We start from the raw sequence: 18,816 nt of genomic DNA on the forward strand, positions 1-18,816 counted from the left end.
GCGGCGGAATGAGGCCGGCGCCCGGCTTCATGCCGCCATCGGTTCGATTATGGTTGAGACATGACGCTTTTCGCGATTCGCGCGCGCCCGGCCGGGCTTCTCCTATCCAGTCTCGCTCTCGCCGCCGGCCTGGCCGCGGCGGTCGCTGCGGCGCCGCTGCGCGCCGGCGAGCCCACCCATGGCCTCGCCGTGCATGGCGTCCCGGCGCTGCCGAGGGACTTCGACCATTTTCCTTACGCCGATCCGCAGGCGAGAAAAGGCGGCCGGCTGCGCGTAGGCCTCGCGGGAACCTTCGACAGCCTCAATCCGTTCAACCTCAAATCCGGTTCCGCCGCGCAGGGCCTCGTCGGCAACGTCTTCCAGGGTCTCATGGCGCGCTCGGCGGACGAGCCCTTCACGCTCTATCCGCTGATCGCGCAGTCGCTCGACATCGATCCGGCGCGAACGCGCGTGACCTTCCATCTCGACCCGCGCGCGCATTTTTCCGACGGCAAGCCGGTCACGTCGGCGGACGTGCTCTTTTCCTTCGACCTGCTGAAGTCGAAGGGACGGCCGCAGCAGCGCGTCGCCTACGGCCTGGTGAAATCGATCGCGGCGCCGGACGAGCATACGGTGACCTACGACCTCGCCGGCGTCGGCGACCGCGAATTGCCGCTCATTCTCGCCATCATGCCGGTGCTGCCCAAGCATGCGACGGACGTCGAGCGTTTCCCGGACGCGACGCTCGTCAAGCCCATCGGCTCGGGCCCCTACGTCATCGAGGACGCGAAGGCGGGCGCGCGCCTGCTGCTGCGGCGCGACCCGAATTATTGGGGCGCGGACGTCGCGAGCCAGCGCGGCTTCTACAATTTCGACGAGATCGACATCCAGTATTTCCGAGACGGCAATTCGCTCTTCGAGGCCTTCAAGGCAGGCCTGCTCGACTATCGCGAGGAGACGTCGACGACGCGCTGGTCCACGGGCTACGACTTCCCCGCGCTGCGCGAGGGCCGGATCGTCAAGGAAACGCTCAAGAACGACACTCCCAAGGGGCTCGAGGGCTTCGTCTTCAATACGCGCCGCCCGGTCTTTCAGGACATCCGCCTGCGCGAGGCGCTTGGCATGATGTTCGACTTCGAATGGGTGAACGCGAATCTCTACGCTGGTCTTTACACGCGCACCAAGAGTTTCTTCGACGAGTCGGAGCTGTCCTCCTCGGGGCGCCCCGCGAGCGACAAAGAGCGGCTGCTGCTTGCGCCCTATCTCAACGCCGTGCGGACGGACATCATGGAGGGCGCCTGGCGCCCGCCGGTCAGCGACGGCAGCGGGCGCGACCGCGAGATGGCGCGGCGCGCGCTCGACCTGCTGGCTTCCGCGGGCTATCGCGTCGAGGGCGACCAGCTGATGAAGGACGGCGTTCCGGTTTCCTTCGAGATCATGGTCAAGGACCGCAATCAGGAGCGGCTCGCGCTCAACTACGCCTCGTCTCTCGCCCGCATCGGCGTCGAGGCGCGCGTGCGGCTCGTCGACGAGGTGCAATATCAGCGCCGTCGCCAGAAATTCGACTTCGACATGATGATCGGCCAGTATCTGGCTTCCGCCTCGCCCGGCAACGAGCAGCGGATGCGCTGGGGTTCGGCCAGCGCGGCGCAAGAATCCTCCTTCAACCTCGCCGGCGCGTCCTCGCCCGCCATCGACGCGCTGATCGCGGCCATGCTCGCCGCGCAGACGCACGAGGATTTCGTGACCGCCGTGCGCGCCTACGACCGCGTTCTGCTCTCGGGCTTTTACGTCGTTCCCTTGTTTCACGCCTCCGAGCAATGGATCGCGCATTCGACTGACATCGAGCGCCCGCAACGCCTGCCGCGCTATGCGGCGCCGATGTTCGGCCCGACGCTCGAGAGCTGGTGGAGAAAAAATCCGTGACCGCCCGCGCCGCCCTTTCCGAAAACGAAGACGCGGCGCTTGCCCGCACGCATCCCCTGACGCAATTCGGCTTCGACGCGCTCGTCGCCGGCGCCGCGAAGCCGCGCCCCAGCGCGCGCGCCTTCCGGGACGACTGCGCCGGCGCCATAGACGACCTGAGCTACGCCGATCTCTATCAGCGCGTCGGAGCCTGTCTGACGCGGCTGCGCGGCTTCGGCTTCGCGCCGGGCGAAAAAATTCTCGTCTGCTGCCCGCCCGGAACGCAGGGTTTCGTCCTGCTCGCCGCCGCGCTCGCCGCCGGACTGGATCCCGTCCTCGCGCCCCTGCCCCTGCCCTACCGGCGACCAGCGATCCTGCGGGCGGCGAAAGCGCTCGGCGTCGCGGGCGTTTTCGCGCCCGCGCAATTCTGCGGCCTCGACTTCGAGCCTCCGCTGCTGGAGCTCGCCGCCCAGACGCCGTCGATCCGGCTCATCGGCGCCCTCGACGGCGCGCTCGACGGCGCGGCGGATTTCTCGCCCGCCATGCTGGACGCGCCGGTCTCGCCGCGCGCGCGTCTTTCGGACGAATGGGGCGCCGACCAGCGCGCGCGGATCGGGGCGCTCGACGACGGCGGCGATGTGGATTTCGCCTCCCAGGGCGCACTGCTCGGCGCGGCGCTCGATCTCGTGCGCGCGACGCGCGCGGCTGGCGACGCGCCGATCCTTTCGCTCTGCGCGCCGAGTTCGCTCGCCGCGCTGGTCGCGGGGCCTCTCGCCGCGCTTCTCGCGGGCGCGCCGCTGCATTTCCTCGCCCCGTTCAAGGCGGCGCGCTTCCTAGAAACGCTGGACGCGCTCGGGCCGGCGCGGCTCGTGGCGCCGGCCAGCGTGCTCGCGGACCTCGGCCGCGCCGGTCTGCTCGGCAATGGCGCGCTGGTTTCGGTCGCGGCCCTGCGCAACGGCGCGCCGCTCCCGAAGATCGACGCTGAGGTCGCCTGTTCGATCCTGGAGCTGGGCGTCCGCGGCGGCGCGGTGGAGATCGCCGGCGCGGCGCTTGCGCCGCCGCACGGCGGCGGCGCCTAGGGCGCAGGAAATTGCCCGGCGCGCGGCGCCAGCCCGCCGCACGGTTTCATCCATTCGTCCCGACGGAGGAATCCATGGGTTTTCCGCTTTTCGTGATCGGCGCCGTTTCGCTCGGCCTTCTGATCCTCGACCGCAATTTCGGTCTCGGCCTGCCGCTCGGCCTGTTGCACAGTCCGCTGTTCTGGTTCGTCTATGTGGCGATGCTCGCGCTGTCCACGATGGTCAAGTTCGTGCGCCAGCAGAGCGTGCTCGTGATCGAGCGGCTGGGGCGCTACAACCGCACGCTGACCGCCGGCATCAATTTCGTCTATCCCGTCGTGGAGCGCGTGGCCTATGCGTTCGATCTGCGCGAGCAGGTGATCGACGTGCCGGCGCAGGACGCCATCACCAAGGACAACGCCACCGTCACCATCGACGGGATCCTCTATTACAAGATCCTCAACGCCAAGGACGCCGCCTATGGCGCCGAGGACATCCGCCGCGCCATCGTCAATCTCGCGCAAACTTCCATGCGGTCGGCGATCGGCTCGATGGAGCTGGACAAGACCTTCGAGAACAGAAGCGAAATCAACGAGCGCGTCGTGCGCGCGGTGTCGGACGCGGCGCAACTGTGGGGCGCGCATGTGACGCGCTACGAGATCAAGGACATCAAAATGCCGGAGTCGCTGCGTCAGTCGATGGAGCGGCAGATGAAGGCCGAACGCGACAAGCGCGCGGCCGTGCTGGAGTCGGAGGGCGTGAAACAGTCCGAGATCAACCGCGCCGAGGGCGAAAAACAGGCCGCGATCCTGCGCGCCGAAGGCCAGGCCAAGGCGATCGAACTCGTGCGCCAGCAGATCACCCAATTGGGCGGCGACCAGGCCGTGCAGCTCGAAGTGGCGAAATCGGCGATCGAGCAGTACGGCCGCCTCGCCAAGGCCGGCAATTCCGTCGTGCTGATGGGCGACGGCGCCGACCCCGCCGGCTGGATCGCCAGGGCGATGGCGGTGCTGAACACCGTGAACAAGGGCGCGCCGCCGCCCGCGGCGCGCAACCCGCAGCCGTGGCGAGGACAGGAATAACCACGCCCCGCATCGCGGGGAAACGTCGCGCAAGCAAACTTCGGTGACGACATGGAGCCCGATTTTCTTTTCGATCCGGCCACGATCAGCCTGGTCGCCGGCCTCGTTCTGCTGGCGCTCGACATCGTCGTGATCGGCACGTCGCCGCTGATGTTCGTCGCGATCGGCGCGCTCCTTGCGAGCGGCGGCCTCTATGTCACCGGCGCCCGGCCGTCGCTCCTCGAAACCGCGGCGATCGCGGCGGGTTTGAGCCTCCTCGTCGCGGTTTTCGGCCGCAAGCCGCTGCAGCGCTTCCAGAACGCGGACGTGGAGGAAGACCGCAGCAGCGACCTGATCGGCCGCGAATTGACGACGACGCACGACGTCACGAAGGAGGGCGGGCGCGTGCGCTGGTCGGGGCTCGACTGGGAGGCGCGGCTGTCGCGCGACGCCCCGGTCGACCGACTCGCCCCCGGCGCCCGCGCGCGCGTGGCGGGGATCGAGAACCTGACGCTCGTGCTGGAGCCCGCGCCTCCTCGCCACGATGGAGCGCCATGACGGCGCGCGTTCGCGAGCGATATAGACCTACCCCATGCCCGTCCGCCGCCTCGATCCCATCCTCGTCGACCGCATCGCCGCCGGCGAGGTGGTGGAGCGTCCGGCCTCGGCCGTGAAGGAACTTGTCGAGAACGCGCTCGACGCGGGCGCGACGCGCATCGACGTCGCGATCGAGGAAGGCGGCCGCAAGCTCATTCGCGTCATCGACGACGGCTGCGGCATGGACGCGCAGGATCTCGCGCTCGCCGTCGAACGTCACGCCACCTCGAAAATTCCCGACGGCGACCTCACCCATATCGCCACGCTCGGCTTCCGCGGCGAGGCGCTGCCCTCGATCGGCGCCGTCGCCGATCTCGCCATCGACACGCGCGCGACAGACGCGCCGCACGGCTATTCGATCCGCGTCGAGGCGGGCGAAAAACGCGCGCTGGCTCCATCCAACTGGCCGCGCGGCACGCGGATCGAAGCGCGCGCGCTTTTCGCGGCCACGCCGGCGCGGCTGAAATTCCTGAAAACCGAACGCACCGAGACTGCGGCCGTCGTCGATGTCGTGAAGCGCCTCGCCATGGCGCATCCGCACGTGCGCTTCTCGCTTTCCGCCGACAGCGGCGCGCGCGTCGATTATCCCGCCTGCGGCGGCGACATGGCGCGCCGCGTCGCGCAGGTTCTGGGAGAGGAATTTCGCGCCAACGCTTTCAAGATCGACGCCGAACGCGAGGGGGTGCGGCTCGCCGGGCTCGCAGGCCTTCCCACCTACAATCGCGGCAACGCCCAGCTTCAATATGTCTATGTCAACGGGCGTCCGGTGCGCGACAAGCTCTTCGCCGGCGCCATTCGCGCCGCCTATCTCGATTTTCTCAGCCCGGACCGGCATCCGGTCGTCGCGCTGTTCGTCGACTGCGACCCGCGCATCGTGGACGTGAACGTGCATCCGGCGAAGGCGGAAGTGCGCTTTTCCGATCCCGGCCTCGTGCGCGGCCTCGTCGTCGGCGCGCTGAAACAGGCGCTCGCCGCGCACAGCCACCGCAGCGCCGGCGCCAACGCGCGCGCGGCGCTCGACATGCTCGCGCGCCAGGACGGCCGGCGCCAGGACGGCCAGCGCCATGACGGCCCGCGCCGCGAAACGGGCTATCGCGCGCCCGCGCCCGCCAATTGGGACGTCGCGCAATCGCCCTATGCGCCGCCGGGCTTTTCGGAACGTCCGCAGGCGGCCTTCCACACCGGCGCGCCCATGGCCCGCGCGCATGAACCCGCGACCGACGCGATCGACGACGCGCCGCTCGGCGCCGCGCGCGCGCAGCTGCACGAGACCTATATCATCGCCCAGACGCGCGACGGACTCGTGATTGTCGACCAGCACGCCGCGCATGAACGGCTCGTATACGAAAAGCTGAAGAAGCAGCGCGCGGAAACGGGGGTCGCTCGGCAAATCCTGCTCATCCCCGTCGTCGTCGATCTCGATTCGGCGCGCATGAACGCGCTCGCGCCGGCGATCGACGAACTCGCGGCGCTCGGCCTCGTCATCGAGCCCTTCGGCCCCGGCGCTGTGCTGGTGCGCGAGGCGCCCGCGATTCTGGGCGAGATCGACTGCAAGAGACTCGTCGAAGACATCGCCGATCTTCTCGCCGAAGAGGGCGACGCGCGCGGCCTGTCGCGCAAGCTCGACCATGTGCTCGCGACCTGCGCCTGCCACCATTCGGTGCGCGCCGGACGGCGTCTGAGCCCGGCGGAAATGAACGCGCTGCTGCGCGAGATGGAGACCACGCCGGGAGCGGCGCAATGCAATCACGGCCGCCCGACCTACGTGGAGCTGAAGCTCTCGGACATCGAAAAGCTGTTCGGCCGGAAATAGAGCTTGAGAGGAGGCGCCGCGCGCTTATCTAAGTCGCGTAACAACGCCGTCATTGCGCCGACTCGCCCGCGATGACGTTATGGCGGGAGCGGTTGGTGAACCGACGAACCTTCATCACGACGATCGGCGCGTTTTCCCTCGTCCCTCGCGCCGTCCGCGCCGCCGACGAGGTGGAGATCGAATCCTTCGACGCCGCGGGCAAGAGCCTCGGCGTCGCGCGCGTCGAGAAAGTGACGAAGCCGGACGCCGATTGGCGCGGGCAGCTGTCCGCCCTCGCCTATGAGGTCACGCGCCGCGAGGGCACGGAGCGGGCCTTCACCGGCCCCTATTGGGACGCGCACGACGACGGAGTCTTCCGCTGCGTCTGCTGCGATACGGCGCTCTTCGACTCGAAGACGAAATATGATTCTGGCACCGGCTGGCCGAGCTTCTTCGCGCCGATCTCGACCTTCAACGTCGTCGAACGCGCGGACAATTCCTTCGGCATGCGCCGCGTCGCCGTCTCCTGCAAGCGCTGTGACGCGCATCTCGGCCATGTCTTCGCCGATGGGCCGAAGCCCACGGGACTACGCTATTGCATGAACGGCGTCGCGCTGCGCTTCGTCGCGCGCGGACAGCGCTGAGGCGGCGGCCATGAAACGCGTCGTCCTCGCGCTCGCCGCCCTCGCCATTCTCGCGACGCCATTGCGCGCCGCCGAACCCGCCGTCGTCCTGCCGCCGCCCGCCATCGATCCCGCGCCCATGCGCGCAGGGGAACAAAAGCTCATCGTCGCGGGCGGCTGCTTCTGGGGCGTGCAGGGCGTCTTCCAGCATGTGAAAGGCGTCGCGCGCGCGGTCTCGGGCTATGCAGGGGGCGCGGCGGAAACCGCGCGTTACGACCGCGTCGCGCAAGGCGACACCGGACACGCCGAAGCGGTCGAGATCGCTTACGATCCGAAACAGGTGAGCCTCGGCCAGCTGCTGCAGATCTATTTCTCGGTCGTCCACGATCCGACGCAGATGAACCGCCAGGGCCCCGACGAAGGAACCCAGTATCGCTCGGCGATCTTCGCGGCCGATCCCTTGCAGGAGAAAGTCGCGCGCGCCTATGTCGCGCAACTGTCGGCGGCGAAAACCTTCGACGCGCCGATCGTGACGAAAATCGAGCCGCTCGCGCGTTTCTATCCCGCCGAGGCCTATCATCAGGACTATCTGATCCGTCATCCCGGGCAGCCCTACGTCGTCTATAACGATCTGCCGAAGATCGAGAACCTGAAGAAACTTTTCCCGGCGCTCTATCGCGCGGCGCCGGCGTTGACGACGCGGGTCGGGCCATGAAAGACGCACGCAAAGGAAAAGGAGCCTTCGACGACGCCCGGCCGCCGCACGCCGGCGCGACGGAAGCGATGGCGCGCGGATCGAAACGTCGCGAAGCGGTCGACAAGAAAGCGCGGCCCGCGAGCAAGGGCCGCGTTCACAAGGGCCGCACGCGACGGTGACCCGGTCGGCGCGCGCCTCACCCGCCGAATAGCCGGCGGAAAAGTCCTTTCGGCCTTTCCGGCGCGGACGCCATCGGCGCCGGCGGCGCGGTCGCGGCGGCGGTCATGCCGGCGGCGACGCGAGTTTGCGCCTCCTCCCGTTCGACGCCCGCGCGTGCGACGAGCCCCGCAAGGGCCGGCGCCGATTGGGCGGAGATCCAGCGGCCGGCGCGGCGCGCCGCGAGATATTCGGCAAGCGCCGCCGCGCTCCCGGCGTCGCGGTAACGTTCGAAATGGGCGATGGCCCGTTCGACGCCGCCTTGGTCGGCGAGTTGACGCGCGGCCGCAGCGGCGGCGCGGCGACTCTCGGCGTCCGGCGAGAGGCCGACCCGCGCGGCGCGCAGCGCGAGGACGTCTCCCTCCTGCATCATCGCACGCAGCGCCGACAATTGCGCACCGGCGTCGAGCCCCGGCGGCGCCATGCCCTCGGCCCCGCAGGACGCCGCAAAACGGGCCGCGAGCGACGGCGCGGCGCGCCCGTCGACCCGGAGCTCCGGCGAGGCCTCCACCAATGGCCCGCCGCGCGCAAGCGCGGCCGTCAGCGCCGGATCGGCGCCATAGGCCCGATAGCCGCCCGCCTGCCGCAAGAGGGCGCGCGCCGGCGCCGGAGCCGCGGCGGCGAGCGCGGCGAAGCTCGCCAGTTGCAGGGGCTCGAAGACGTCCCAGAGTCCGGCGGCCGAGAGAGACGCCGGGATGTCCGCGCGGGCCAGCGCCTCGTTGAAGCCGGCGACGAATTTCTCGCGCCGCCCTTTCAGTCCGGCGGCGCGCTCGGCAAAGGCGCGGGCGGCGGCGCCCGAGCTCGCCCGCGCGCCCGCGCCCGAGGCGCGACGCAGCATGTCGTCGAGCAGGGGATCGTCGTCGGCGAGGCGGCGCGGCGTGAGCCCGTCCGCCTCGATGCGAAAGAGCCGCGCGAAGGGCGGCCCGCCGGGGTCCGCGGGCGCGACGCCGATGTCGCCGGGCCGCGCGGCCGGCGCGACGAGCCCGACGTCGTCGCCGAGCGCCGCGCCGTAGAAGTCGATCTCGATCGTTTCGCCGAGGCCGGGCCCCGCCTTTTCGACGAGACGGCGCACCGCGACGCCATCGGCTTCCGGCGACTCCGGATCGAGAATGAGATTGAGCAGATTGGCGACCACGACCGCATCGCCCGTCTCCGCCGCGTCCGGACGCTCCTCCGGCTCGCCCGTCGCCTGCCTGATGTCGTCGAAGGTCAGCGGATCGACGGCGGGTTCGCCGGACTGCTTCTGCTCCTGCACCCAGCCGCGCAGGCGCCGCCGCTGGTTGAGCGCCATCGCCACGGAGGAGCGGCCCAGAAGCGCCGCGCTCTCCTCGAGCGAGTCCGGCACGCGCAGGCGCAGCGTCGGCCGCGGGGCGCCGTTTTCGCGCAGCCAATGCGCCATGATCGCGAAAGGCGCGTCGCGCGTGTCGGCCGACGCCTCCATATCGAGCGGAAGCGCCTCGATCAGCAAGCGGCTCTGATAGGCCGGGAAGATTCGGCGCGCCGGCGCGAGACGGGCGATCAGCGCGCCGCCCGGACTCTGCTCGAAGACGCGGGGCTGACCGAAGGCCCAGACGAGCCGCGCGCCCGCCGCCGCCGTCTGTTCGCGCGCGAGGCGCTCGACGTCGGCGCGCGCCGGAAGCGACGCGAGCCGGAAAACGGCGGGCTCTCCGCCATTCGACTCCGACAGCAGCGTCATCAGAAGACGATACTCGCCGCCCGGCGGCTGGTCGCGTTCCGAGCCGAGATAGAGCGTGACGGCCGCGCCGTCCTCGGCCGCGAGGCGAACGAAACGGTGCTCCGGGGCGACGTCGAGAAGCGCGACGCCGGCGCGCCAGCGCGCCGCGTCGATGACGTCCACGAGGGCGGCCTCGGAGTCGAAGGCTGGGTCGCGCGCCGAGACGACCGTGAGCGCCGGACGCGCCGACGGCGCCGGGGCGCGCTCCGCGCCGTCGAAACAGCCGATGGCGAGTCGCCGTCGGCCGTCCCAGAAATAGTCGAACTGCTCCTGCCACATCAGCCGCAGCGCCCGTTTATCTGACGAATTACATGCATGGCGCCGCAGCCATGCCGGGGAAAGGCGCCGAAAGAATAGCCGGGCGGGCCCTTTCGGCGCAAATGTCGCGTGGGGCGCGCTTGACGCGCCGGCGAATCGGGCACATCTTCTGACATGCAAGCTTCTTCGCGGGAGAGTTCGGCCTCCGCGCCGGCGCCGAAGGCGAAACCGCCCCGGAAACGCTCAGGCCAAAGGACCGCGAAGAAGAACGAGACTCTGGAAAGCGGCGCGGCGCCTTTGGCGCTTCGCCCACCGACGGGCGTAACCCGCAAGGCGGCTCGACTGAGCGGCGAAGCGGGGAAATCTCTCAGGTCACCGGACAGAGGGGGCGCGCAGGGAAGCGGAACGTCCGCCGCCTGCGCATCGCGCCCAAAGCCGGAGAGTCTGTCTTGACCGCTGAGCCCGACCTTCCCCATGCGCCGCTCGCGCTTTTGCCGCTCGACGGCCTGCACCGCCGCCTCGGCGCGCGGATGGCGCCCTTCGCCGGCTACGACATGCCGGTGCAATACGCTTCGGGCATCGTCGCCGAGACGCTGCACACGCGCGAGAAGGCGGGGTTGTTCGACGTGTCGCACATGGGCCAGGCGATCCTTTCGGGCGCGGGCGCCGCGCGGGCGCTGGAGAGTCTCGTCCCCGCCGATCTCGCTGGCCTCGCCCCCGGCCGCACGCGCTACACGCAGTTTCTCGGCTCCGACGGCGGCATTCTCGACGATCTGATGGTCACGCGCCTGCCGGGCGTCGAGGAGCGGCTCTTTCTCGTCGCCAACGCCGCGCGCAAGGCGGCCGATTTCGAGCTGATCCGGACGGCGCTGCCGCAAGCCGATCTCGCGGTTCTCGACCGCGCGCTGATCGCCCTTCAGGGGCCGCGCGCGGCCAGCGTCCTCGGCGCCCTCCTCCCCGGCGCCGAGGACATGCCCTTCATGAGCTGGCGCGCCTTCGACGACGGCGCATCGAGCGTCTTCGTCTCACGCAGCGGCTACACCGGCGAGGACGGCTTCGAAATTTCCCTTCGTACGGAGCGCGCGGAATCCTTCGTGACGCGCCTTCTCGAAAACGGCGACGTCGCCCCCGTCGGGCTCGGCGCGCGCGACGCGCTGCGGCTCGAGGCGGGCCTGCCGCTCTACGGCCACGATCTCGACGAGTCGACCGATCCCGTGGAGGCGGCGCTCGCGTGGTCGATCGGCAAAAGGCGGCGCGCGGAAGGCGGCTTTCCCGGCTTCGCGCGCATCGCTGCGGCCTTGCGCGACGGCCCGGCGCGGCTGCGCGTGGGGCTCCTGCCGCAATCGAAAGCGCCGGTGCGCGAAGGCGCGACGCTTTTTGCGCCAGGCGGCGAAGTCGTGGGCCATGTGACCTCCGGGGGCTTCGCGCCGACGCTGCAACGGCCGATCGCCATGGGCTATGTCGCCCGCGCCCACGCCGCGCCCGGCGCGGCTCTTGCGACGGAGCTGCGCGGGAGCCGCATCGAAGTGGCGGTCGCGCCGCTGCCTTTCGTCCCGCATCGCTATTTCAAACCGCAGAACTGAAGGAAACCGCATGAGCGCGCCGCGTTTCACCAAGGATCACGAATATGTGCGTCTCGACGGCGAGGTCGCCGTCGTCGGAATATCCGATTATGCGCAGGCGCAGCTCGGCGACATCGTCTTTGTCGACCTGCCGAAGGTCGGCAAGAAGGTCGCAAAAGGCGCCGAACTCGCCGTCATCGAGAGCGTGAAGGCGGCGAGCGAAGTTTACGCGCCGGTCTCGGGCGAAGTGATCGAGGCGAACGCCGAACTCGCCGACAAGCCCGCGCTCGTCAACGAGGCGCCGCTCGCCGGCGGCTGGCTCGTGAAGCTGCGCGTGGAGAACGCCGGCGAAATTGAAACGCTGATGGACGAAGCCGCCTATGCGGATTTCGTGAAGACGCTGTAGCGTCGAGAAAGGACGGCGAGAGATGCGCTATCATCCATTGTCCGAGGCCGACAGAGCCGCGATGCTCGCGACGATCGGCGTCGCAACGATCGAGGATCTCTACGCGGACGCCCCCGCGTCGACGCTGCTGAAAGAACCGCTCGATCTGCCGCGCCACAAGTCGGAGCTTGAGGTCGAGCGCATTTTCTCCCGCCTTTCCGCGCGCAACACGCCCGCGGGGCGCGTTCCCTTCTTCGTCGGGGCCGGCGCCTACAGGCATCATGTGCCGGCGAGCGTCGATCATCTGATCCAGCGTTCCGAATTTCTCACGAGCTATACGCCCTATCAACCGGAGATTTCGCAAGGGACATTGCAATATCTCTTCGAATTCCAGACGCAGGTCGCCCTCCTTACCGGCATGGACGTCGCGAACGCCTCGATGTACGACGGCTCGACCGCGACCGCCGAAGCCGTACTGATGGCGCACCGACTGACGAGACGGCGCAGGGCGCTCATCTCCGGCGGGCTGCATCCGCACTACGCCGATGTCGTTCGCACCGTGTCGCGGCTCGCGGAGGACGACGTTATCGACATGGCGCCCGATGTGTCCGGCGACGAGGATCTCATCGGAAGAATCGACGAAACCGTTTCCTGCGTCGTCGTGCAAACGCCGGATTTCTTCGGCAATCTGCGCGATCTGACGGCAATCGCCGACGCCTGCCATCGCCATGGCGCGCTGCTCGTCGCGGTTTTCACGGAGGCCGTGTCGCTCGGCCTGCTGACGGCGCCGGGCGCAATGGGCGCCGACATCGTCGCCGGCGAGGGACAATCCATCGGCAATGCGCTGAATTTCGGCGGCCCCTATGTCGGCCTCTTCGCGACGCGCCACGACTATCTGCGCCAGACGCCCGGTCGCCTCGCCGGCGAGAGCGTCGACGCGGACGGACGGCGCTCCTTCGTCCTCACGCTGTCGACGCGCGAGCAGCACATTCGCCGCGACAAGGCGACGTCGAACATCTGCACCAATTCGGGGCTCTGCGCGCTCGCCTTCACCATTCATCTGACGTTGCTCGGCGCGGCGGGCCTGACGCGGCTCGCGCGGCTCAACCACGCCAACGCCGTGGAGCTTGCGCAGTTGCTGGCGCGCGTTCCGAACGCGAAGGTGCTCAACGAAACCTTCTTCAACGAATTCACGCTAAAGGTGAAGGGCGACGCCGCCGCGCTCGTTGAGAAGATGGCGGAGAGAGGCGTGCTCGCCGGCGTTCCCGTCTCGCGTCTCTTGCCGAAGGCGGGTCTCGACGATCTGCTCGTCGTCGCCAGCACGGAGATCAACACGCCTGAAGATCGCGCGGCCTTCGTCGCCGCGCTGGAAGGAGCGCTGTGATGCTGGACCGCCCCGATCATCTCGACGACATCGGCGACGCGCCGGACACCTTCACCGGCAATCGCGCGCTCGACCAGGAAGAACCCCTTCTCTTCGAGATCGGCCGCGCCGACGCGACGGGCGTCGACGTCGACGAACCGCCGACCGTCGAAACCCGCCTCGGCGGGCTCGCGCGGAAGGACGCCATCGGCCTTCCCGGCCTCACCGAGCCGGAGGCCATGCGTCATTACGTGCGCCTGTCGCGCAAGAATTATTCGATCGACGCGGGCCTTTATCCGCTCGGCTCCTGCACGATGAAACACAATCCGCGCCTCAACGAGAAGATCGCGCGCTTCGAGGGTTTCGCGGACGTTCATCCTTTGCAGCCGCAATCCACGGCGCAGGGCGCGCTGGAGCTGATGCAAACGCTCGGCGACTGGCTCATGACGCTCACCGGCATGCACGCCGTGGCCCTGTCGCCAAAGGCCGGCGCGCACGGCGAATTGTGCGGCATGATGGCGATCAAATCCGCGATCGCGGCAAGAGGCGAAGGCGCGACGCGCAATGTCGTGCTCATTCCCCAATCCGCGCACGGCACCAATCCGGCGACCGCGGCGCTGCTCGGCTTCTCCGTGCGCGTCGTGCCGGCCGCGGCGGATGGAACGGTGCGCGTCGAGGCGGCGCGCGAGGCGCTCGGTCCCGACGTCGCCGCGATCATGCTCACGAACCCCAACACCTGCGGTCTGTTCGAGCGCGAGATCGTCGAAATCGCGGAGGCGCTGCACGAGGCAGGCGCCTATTTTTACTGCGACGGCGCGAATTTCAACGCCATCGCGGGCGTCGCCCGGCCCGGCGATTTCGGCGTCGACGCCATGCACATCAATCTGCACAAGACCTTCTCGACGCCCCATGGCGGCGGCGGGCCGGGCGCCGGCCCGGTCGTGCTCTCCGAACGTCTCGCGCCTTTCGCGCCCGTGCCCTTCATCCGCAGATCGGGCGATCGGCTCGAACTTGTCGAACATGCGGAAGGGACGCAAAGCTTCGGCCGCATGACGGCGTTCCACGGACAGATGGGCATGTTCGTGCGCGCGCTCGCCTACATGTTCGCGCATGGCGCCGACGGCCTGGCGCAGGCGTCGAAGGACGCCGTGCTGTCGGCGAATTACATCCGCGCCTCGTTGCGCGACGTGATGACTCAGCCCTTCGGCGACCGCGTCTGCATGCATGAAGTTCTGTTCGACGACGCCTGGCTGAAAGGCTCCGGCGTGTCGACGCTCGATTTCGCCAAGGCGATGATCGACGAGGGCTATCATCCGATGACGATGTATTTCCCGCTCGTCGTGCATGGCGCCATGCTAATCGAGCCGACGGAATCCGAGTCGAAAGCCTCGCTTGATCTCTTCATCGCGACGCTGCGCGATCTGGCGAAAAGCGCGAAAGCGGGCGACACGGCGCGCTTCACGCAGGCGCCGCGCCATGCGCCGCGACGGCGCGTCGACGAGACGCTCGCGGCGAGAAAGCCCGTGTTGCGCTGGAGCGAGACGTAAGAAAAAAGGGGCGGGCTCTTTCGAACCCGCCCCTCGTTTTTCATTGCCGGGCCGCGCCTCATTGCGTGCGCGGCGGCAGGACCGGCAGGACGATCTCGGGCTGCTTGCCGGTGAGCGACTTCAGGAAGGCGACGATCTTCGCCGTTTCGTCGCTCGTGAGCTTCGCGCCGAGCTGGGCTTCCGCCATTACCGTCACGGCCTTGTCCAGATCGAAGGTCGAGCCCGAGTGAAAATAGGGCGCGGTCAGCTCGACATTGCGCAGCGACGGCGTCTTGAAGGCATAGCGGTCGGCGTTCGACCGGGTGACGGCGTAGCGGCCGACGTCCTCCGCCGGCAGATGCTCGGGCGCGGGGCTGGCGACGACGCCGAATTTGGCGTAGCTCGCGCCGCCAATGTTGATTCCGTTGTGGCAGCTCGCACAGCCCTTGTCGACGAAGAGCTTCAGGCCCGCCTTCTGCTCGTCCGTCAGCGCAGCGTCGTCGCCCGTCAGCCAGCGGTCGAAGGGCGCGTCGGGCGTGATCAGCGTGGCCTCGAACAGGGCGATGGCGCGGCCGATATTGTCGTAGACCATCGGATCGGCGTCCTGGGGGAAGGCCTTCCTGAATGCCTCGACATAGCCGGGGATCGCCTTGAGCTGCTCGATCTCGCGCCGTTTCGTCGCGGCGAGTTCGGTCGGGTTGATCGCCATCGGGCCGCCGCGCGTTTTCAGCATGGCCTTGGGGTTGGCCATGACGGAATTCACCACCTGGTCCTTCAGGTCGGAAGCACGGCCGTCCCAATACTGCGACTTGTTGAAGACGGCGTTGAGCACCGTCTGCACCTCGCGCCCGGCCAGCCGGGCGTTGTGGCCGCCCGAGAGCGCGCCGCCGTCGACGCCGCCCATGCTCAGATTGTGGCAGGTGGCGCAGGAGAGATCGCGGTTGTCGGAGAGGCGCGGTTCAAAGAAGAGCATCTTGCCGAGCGCGAGCTTTTCGGGCGTAGACGGATTGTCGGGCAGCGCCGGGGCGGTTTTCGGAATGGGTTCGAACAGGCCCTTCGCCTGGTCTCGCAGAGCGTCCGCCGCCAGAGTGGTGCCCGCGCCAAGCGACAGGAACATGAAAAGAGAACCGATCAGGGATTGACGCATGTTTTGACCCACGTTCGGAAATGGCGGCCAGGAGATTCGATTTATAGCACAGCTCTTGGGCGGCGCCTCACTGGCTCGCCCATAAAATGCGCGCGATCCAGCTCACCTCCTCGCGCGGAATGACGCGGTCGGGATAGGCGGGATTGATCGAGCGCAATTCGACCGTGCGCGCCGTTTGGCGCTTGAGCTCCTTGGCCATGATCTCCCCGTCGGTCGTCTTGACCACGACGCGGTCGCCGCGCCGCACGGGCGCCGCGGGCGAGACGATCACAATGTCGCCGTCGCGATACAGCGGCGCCATGGAATCTCCCGCGATTTCAAGCGCATAGGAATGTTCGTCGGCGTCCGCGAGCACGTCGATCTCGTCCCAGCCCGCGCCGGTCGCGAAGCCTGCATCGTCGAAAAAGCCGCCTTCGCCCGCCTGCGCGAGGCCGATGAGCGGCCGCGTGCGGCGCCGCGCGGCGCCGCTGTTGGCGGACACCAGCGCCATGAATTCGTCCAGGCTGGCCCCGGTGGCCTGAAGCACCTTTGCGATCGATTCAGTCGAGGGCCAGCGCTGGCGCCCCTCCGGCGTCTCGCGCTTGGAACGGTTGAAGGTCGTGGGATCGAGCCCCGCCTTGCGCGCAAGGCCCGACGGCGTGAGGCCGTAGCGCTCGCCGAGCGCGTCGATCGCGGCCCAGATCTGCGAATGGGAGAGTGCGTTCGACATGAGAGTCCAATCAGGATGATGGATATATTTCCTACATGAAGGAATATATCCTTCGGAAAGCGGATGCAATCGCCAAAAATAATTCGAAGTATTGAGGTTTAGCTACAGCTTTGCCGTGAGCCGGACGCAAAACTCCCGGGCGGCGAACACCCTTGTCGCGCGCGCTCCTTTGCTATGCTTCTTCTTGAGCCTCGCTCGCGCCGGGACGCCCCGATATGCGGCGGCGGGTTTGCTCCCGCTTGATTTTGTTGCGGCGTTCGGTCTGGCGCGCCCGCGCCTCTTCGCCCGTCGGCTGAAGGATTTTGCGAAATTCGTCCCGCTTCTCGTGAATCGAGGCGATGACGTAGCCCATGGGCACGCCGACATCGACGAGCACGGTTTCGGCAAGCTGGAGGCTCGCTTCGATCGTCTCAGGAATCGCATCGCTGGCGCCGAGGCGGTAAAGCTCAGTCGCATGGCGGGCGTCGCGGGCGCGCGCCACGATCACGAGGTCGCTCCTGATCTCGTGCGCGAGACGGACGATCTCCTCGACCGCGGGCGCGTTCTCGACCGTGACGACGAGGGCGCGCGCCTGCTCCAGGCCGCAACGCAGCAGAAAATCCCGCCGCGTCGCATTGCCCCAGTAGATCTCCACGCCCCGGGCGCGGCCCGCGTCGACGATGGAAACGACGTTCTCCACCGCGACGAAGGGAACCTCGTGGCGCTCCAGCATTTCGCCCACGAGACTGCCGATGCGTCCGAATCCGACGATGACGACCCGACCCTCGGCGATGGCCCCCTCGGGCGCGAGATGGGCGAACTGCGCCGCCTCATCCCCGCGCTCGGCCGGCCGCGACAGACGCGCGCCGAGACGCCCCAGGAAGGGAATGGCGAAGATGCTGAGCGTCACCACCACCATGGCGTCGGCGCCGAAATGGCCCGGCAGCACGCCGGCGCCCATGGCCGACGTCAGCAGGGCGAAGGCGAATTCGCCGCCCGGCGCGAGCAGCATCGCCGCCTCCCCCGCCGGCCCCCGGTCGATGCGGAACACAAGCGCGAGCGCGAAAATGATCGCCGCCTTTACGGCGATGAGCCCGAAGGCGTTCAGGAAAACCGGCGCGGGGTCGGCCACGACCGCGCCGATGTCGAGCCCCGCGCCGACCGAGACGAAAAACAGGCCGAGCAGCAGGCCCTTGAAGGGCTCGATCGTGACCTCGATCTCGCGGCGGAACTCCGTCTCCGCCAGCAGGAGCCCGGCGATGAAGGCGCCGAGGCCCATGGAAAGGCCGGCCGCCGCCGTGACCAGCGCCTCGCCGATCACCACGAGCAGGCAGGCCGCCATGAAGAGTTCGGTGAGCTGAACCGAGGCGACGAGACGAAACAGCGGGCGCAGCAGCAGCCGGCCGACGACGATGAGGCCGGCGAGCGCGAGGATGGCCGGAAGAAACGCGGAGACCGCCTGCAAGGCGCTGAAGCCGTCCTTCGAGCTCGCGAGGACGGAGACGAAAAACAGCGCCGGCGCCACCATCAGATCCTGCAGCAGCAGGACCGAAAAGGCGACGCGTCCCGGCGTCTTGTTGACCCGCCGGCCCTCGGACAGCACGGGCATGACCACGGCCGTCGACGACATGGCGAGCGCGATCCCCATCAGGATCGCGGGGGCGGGATCGACGCCGAAGCGGAAATGGCCGATCGCCGCGAGGACGGCGGAACAGACGACGACCTGCGCGAGGCCGAGACCGAACACCAGCCGCCGCAGGCGCGCGAGGCGCTCCCAGGACAGTTCGAGGCCGATCATGAACAGTAAAAAGACGAGCCCGAACTCCGCGAGTTCGGAGACGCCCCGCACGTCGGTGATCGTGAAGAACGAAACCCAGTTGTCGGCAGCCGCGAAGCGCCCGAGCCCATGCGGGCCGAGCGCGGCGCCGGCGAGGAGGAATCCGAGAACCGGGCTGACGCGCAGCCGGTGGAAGAGCGGCACGACGAGTCCCGCCGTGGCGAGAAAGACCAGCGCCTCGCGATACGACTCGAGATGTAACGGATTCTCCCCCACGAAACCTCCGGCGCGCGCTGATTCGACACGACGAATGTAAAGGCCGGGACGACCTTTGCTAGCGCGATCGGGCAAGAACCCCCGTCGCGGCGCGCACAAAACAACGCCGCCCGGACGGACCGCGCGCTTTCTTCCGTCCAGGGCGCGGCGCCCGCGCCCCGGACGCGGGCG

At 68.5% G+C, this 18,816-nt stretch carries 16 protein-coding genes and 1 riboswitch; of the genes, 12 read left to right on the forward strand and 4 right to left on the reverse strand.

The genetic code is table 11. The annotated features are described in order from the left end of the window. Positions 1-60: 60 nt before the first annotated feature. The 8 genes from ACV959_RS17280 to ACV959_RS17315 all read left to right on the forward strand — a co-directional run bounded on the left by ACV959_RS17280 (position 61) and on the right by ACV959_RS17315 (position 7,891). Entirely contained in the window at positions 61-1,905 is a 1,845-nt protein-coding gene (locus tag ACV959_RS17280; protein ID WP_475737781.1) for an extracellular solute-binding protein, read from the forward strand. After that, positions 1,902-2,963 (forward strand): AMP-dependent synthetase, encoded by a 1,062-nt coding sequence (locus ACV959_RS17285; protein ID WP_475737782.1) that lies wholly within the window; start codon positions 1,902-1,904, stop codon positions 2,961-2,963. The genes ACV959_RS17280 and ACV959_RS17285 overlap by 4 nt, the downstream gene beginning before the upstream one ends. 74 nt (positions 2,964-3,037) lie before the next feature. Then, the gene (locus ACV959_RS17290; RefSeq protein ID WP_475737783.1) at positions 3,038-4,024 is read left to right on the forward strand and encodes an SPFH domain-containing protein; all 987 of its coding nucleotides are present in this window, start codon (positions 3,038-3,040) and stop codon (positions 4,022-4,024) included. A 51-nt stretch (positions 4,025-4,075) separates the two neighbouring features. Next, positions 4,076-4,561, forward strand: coding sequence for an NfeD family protein (locus ACV959_RS17295; RefSeq protein WP_475737784.1), 486 nt, complete (start codon positions 4,076-4,078; stop codon positions 4,559-4,561). Between the two features lie 34 nt (positions 4,562-4,595). Next, positions 4,596-6,413: a DNA mismatch repair endonuclease MutL gene (mutL, locus tag ACV959_RS17300; RefSeq protein ID WP_475737785.1), complete on the forward strand. Its 1,818-nt coding sequence runs from the start codon at positions 4,596-4,598 to the stop codon at positions 6,411-6,413. Positions 6,414-6,484: 71 nt separating this feature from the next. Beyond that, positions 6,485-7,036: a peptide-methionine (R)-S-oxide reductase MsrB gene (msrB, locus tag ACV959_RS17305; RefSeq protein ID WP_475737786.1), complete on the forward strand. Its 552-nt coding sequence runs from the start codon at positions 6,485-6,487 to the stop codon at positions 7,034-7,036. Positions 7,037-7,046: 10 nt separating this feature from the next. Next, a complete protein-coding gene (gene msrA / locus ACV959_RS17310; RefSeq protein ID WP_475737787.1) occupies positions 7,047-7,730 on the forward strand; it encodes a peptide-methionine (S)-S-oxide reductase MsrA in 684 nt (227 codons plus the stop codon). Continuing rightward, positions 7,727-7,891, forward strand: a complete 165-nt coding sequence (locus tag ACV959_RS17315; protein ID WP_475737788.1) for a hypothetical protein — start codon at positions 7,727-7,729, stop codon at positions 7,889-7,891. The genes msrA and ACV959_RS17315 overlap by 4 nt, the downstream gene beginning before the upstream one ends. Positions 7,892-7,908: 17 nt before the next feature. On the opposite strand, the gene ACV959_RS17320 is transcribed toward ACV959_RS17315, so the two are convergent. Beyond that, positions 7,909-9,942, reverse strand: a complete 2,034-nt coding sequence (locus ACV959_RS17320; RefSeq protein WP_475737789.1) for a hypothetical protein — start codon at positions 9,940-9,942, stop codon at positions 7,909-7,911. Between the two features lie 158 nt (positions 9,943-10,100). Next, a riboswitch (glycine riboswitch) is annotated at positions 10,101-10,190 on the forward strand. Between the two features lie 180 nt (positions 10,191-10,370). On the opposite strand from ACV959_RS17320, the gene gcvT reads away from it, so the two are divergent. The 4 genes from gcvT to gcvPB are packed head-to-tail and all read left to right on the forward strand — an operon-like array spanning position 10,371 to position 14,778. Then, complete coding sequence (gcvT, locus tag ACV959_RS17325) at positions 10,371-11,504, forward strand: glycine cleavage system aminomethyltransferase GcvT (RefSeq protein WP_475737790.1); 1,134 nt, start codon at positions 10,371-10,373, stop codon at positions 11,502-11,504. A 10-nt stretch (positions 11,505-11,514) separates the two neighbouring features. Further along, positions 11,515-11,889 (forward strand): glycine cleavage system protein GcvH, encoded by a 375-nt coding sequence (gcvH, locus tag ACV959_RS17330; RefSeq protein WP_475737791.1) that lies wholly within the window; start codon positions 11,515-11,517, stop codon positions 11,887-11,889. 22 nt (positions 11,890-11,911) lie between these two features. Then, complete coding sequence (gene gcvPA, locus ACV959_RS17335) at positions 11,912-13,252, forward strand: aminomethyl-transferring glycine dehydrogenase subunit GcvPA (RefSeq protein ID WP_475737792.1); 1,341 nt, start codon at positions 11,912-11,914, stop codon at positions 13,250-13,252. Continuing rightward, the gene (gene gcvPB, locus ACV959_RS17340) at positions 13,252-14,778 is read left to right on the forward strand and encodes an aminomethyl-transferring glycine dehydrogenase subunit GcvPB (protein ID WP_475737793.1); all 1,527 of its coding nucleotides are present in this window, start codon (positions 13,252-13,254) and stop codon (positions 14,776-14,778) included. The genes gcvPA and gcvPB overlap by 1 nt, the downstream gene beginning before the upstream one ends. 58 nt (positions 14,779-14,836) lie before the next feature. Here gcvPB and ACV959_RS17345 read toward each other — a convergent pair whose 3' ends face one another. The 3 genes from ACV959_RS17345 to ACV959_RS17355 all read right to left on the reverse strand — a co-directional run bounded on the left by ACV959_RS17345 (position 14,837) and on the right by ACV959_RS17355 (position 18,645). After that, positions 14,837-15,904, reverse strand: a complete 1,068-nt coding sequence (locus ACV959_RS17345) for a cytochrome-c peroxidase (RefSeq protein WP_475737794.1) — start codon at positions 15,902-15,904, stop codon at positions 14,837-14,839. Positions 15,905-15,971: 67 nt separating this feature from the next. Then, the gene (locus ACV959_RS17350) at positions 15,972-16,613 is read right to left on the reverse strand and encodes a S24 family peptidase (RefSeq protein WP_475737795.1); all 642 of its coding nucleotides are present in this window, start codon (positions 16,611-16,613) and stop codon (positions 15,972-15,974) included. Between the two features lie 172 nt (positions 16,614-16,785). Next, the gene (locus tag ACV959_RS17355; RefSeq protein WP_475737796.1) at positions 16,786-18,645 is read right to left on the reverse strand and encodes a cation:proton antiporter domain-containing protein; all 1,860 of its coding nucleotides are present in this window, start codon (positions 18,643-18,645) and stop codon (positions 16,786-16,788) included. Between the last annotated feature and the right edge of the window lie 171 nt (positions 18,646-18,816).

This window comes from Methylocystis sp. Se48 (genome assembly GCF_056269425.1).

Coding starts and splice junctions, on each gene's coding strand:
- gcvPB (WP_475737793.1), top strand. CDS start 13,252: ATGCTGGACCGCCCCGATCATCTCGACGACATCGGCGACGCGCCGGAC.
- ACV959_RS17295 (WP_475737784.1), top strand. CDS start 4,076: ATGGAGCCCGATTTTCTTTTCGATCCGGCCACGATCAGCCTGGTCGCC.
- ACV959_RS17345 (WP_475737794.1), bottom strand. CDS start 15,904: ATGCGTCAATCCCTGATCGGTTCTCTTTTCATGTTCCTGTCGCTTGGC.
- ACV959_RS17280 (WP_475737781.1), top strand. CDS start 61: ATGACGCTTTTCGCGATTCGCGCGCGCCCGGCCGGGCTTCTCCTATCC.
- msrB (WP_475737786.1), top strand. CDS start 6,485: ATGACGTTATGGCGGGAGCGGTTGGTGAACCGACGAACCTTCATCACG.
- gcvH (WP_475737791.1), top strand. CDS start 11,515: ATGAGCGCGCCGCGTTTCACCAAGGATCACGAATATGTGCGTCTCGAC.
- ACV959_RS17315 (WP_475737788.1), top strand. CDS start 7,727: ATGAAAGACGCACGCAAAGGAAAAGGAGCCTTCGACGACGCCCGGCCG.
- mutL (WP_475737785.1), top strand. CDS start 4,596: ATGCCCGTCCGCCGCCTCGATCCCATCCTCGTCGACCGCATCGCCGCC.
- msrA (WP_475737787.1), top strand. CDS start 7,047: ATGAAACGCGTCGTCCTCGCGCTCGCCGCCCTCGCCATTCTCGCGACG.
- gcvPA (WP_475737792.1), top strand. CDS start 11,912: ATGCGCTATCATCCATTGTCCGAGGCCGACAGAGCCGCGATGCTCGCG.
- ACV959_RS17350 (WP_475737795.1), bottom strand. CDS start 16,613: ATGTCGAACGCACTCTCCCATTCGCAGATCTGGGCCGCGATCGACGCG.
- ACV959_RS17290 (WP_475737783.1), top strand. CDS start 3,038: ATGGGTTTTCCGCTTTTCGTGATCGGCGCCGTTTCGCTCGGCCTTCTG.
- ACV959_RS17320 (WP_475737789.1), bottom strand. CDS start 9,942: ATGTGGCAGGAGCAGTTCGACTATTTCTGGGACGGCCGACGGCGACTC.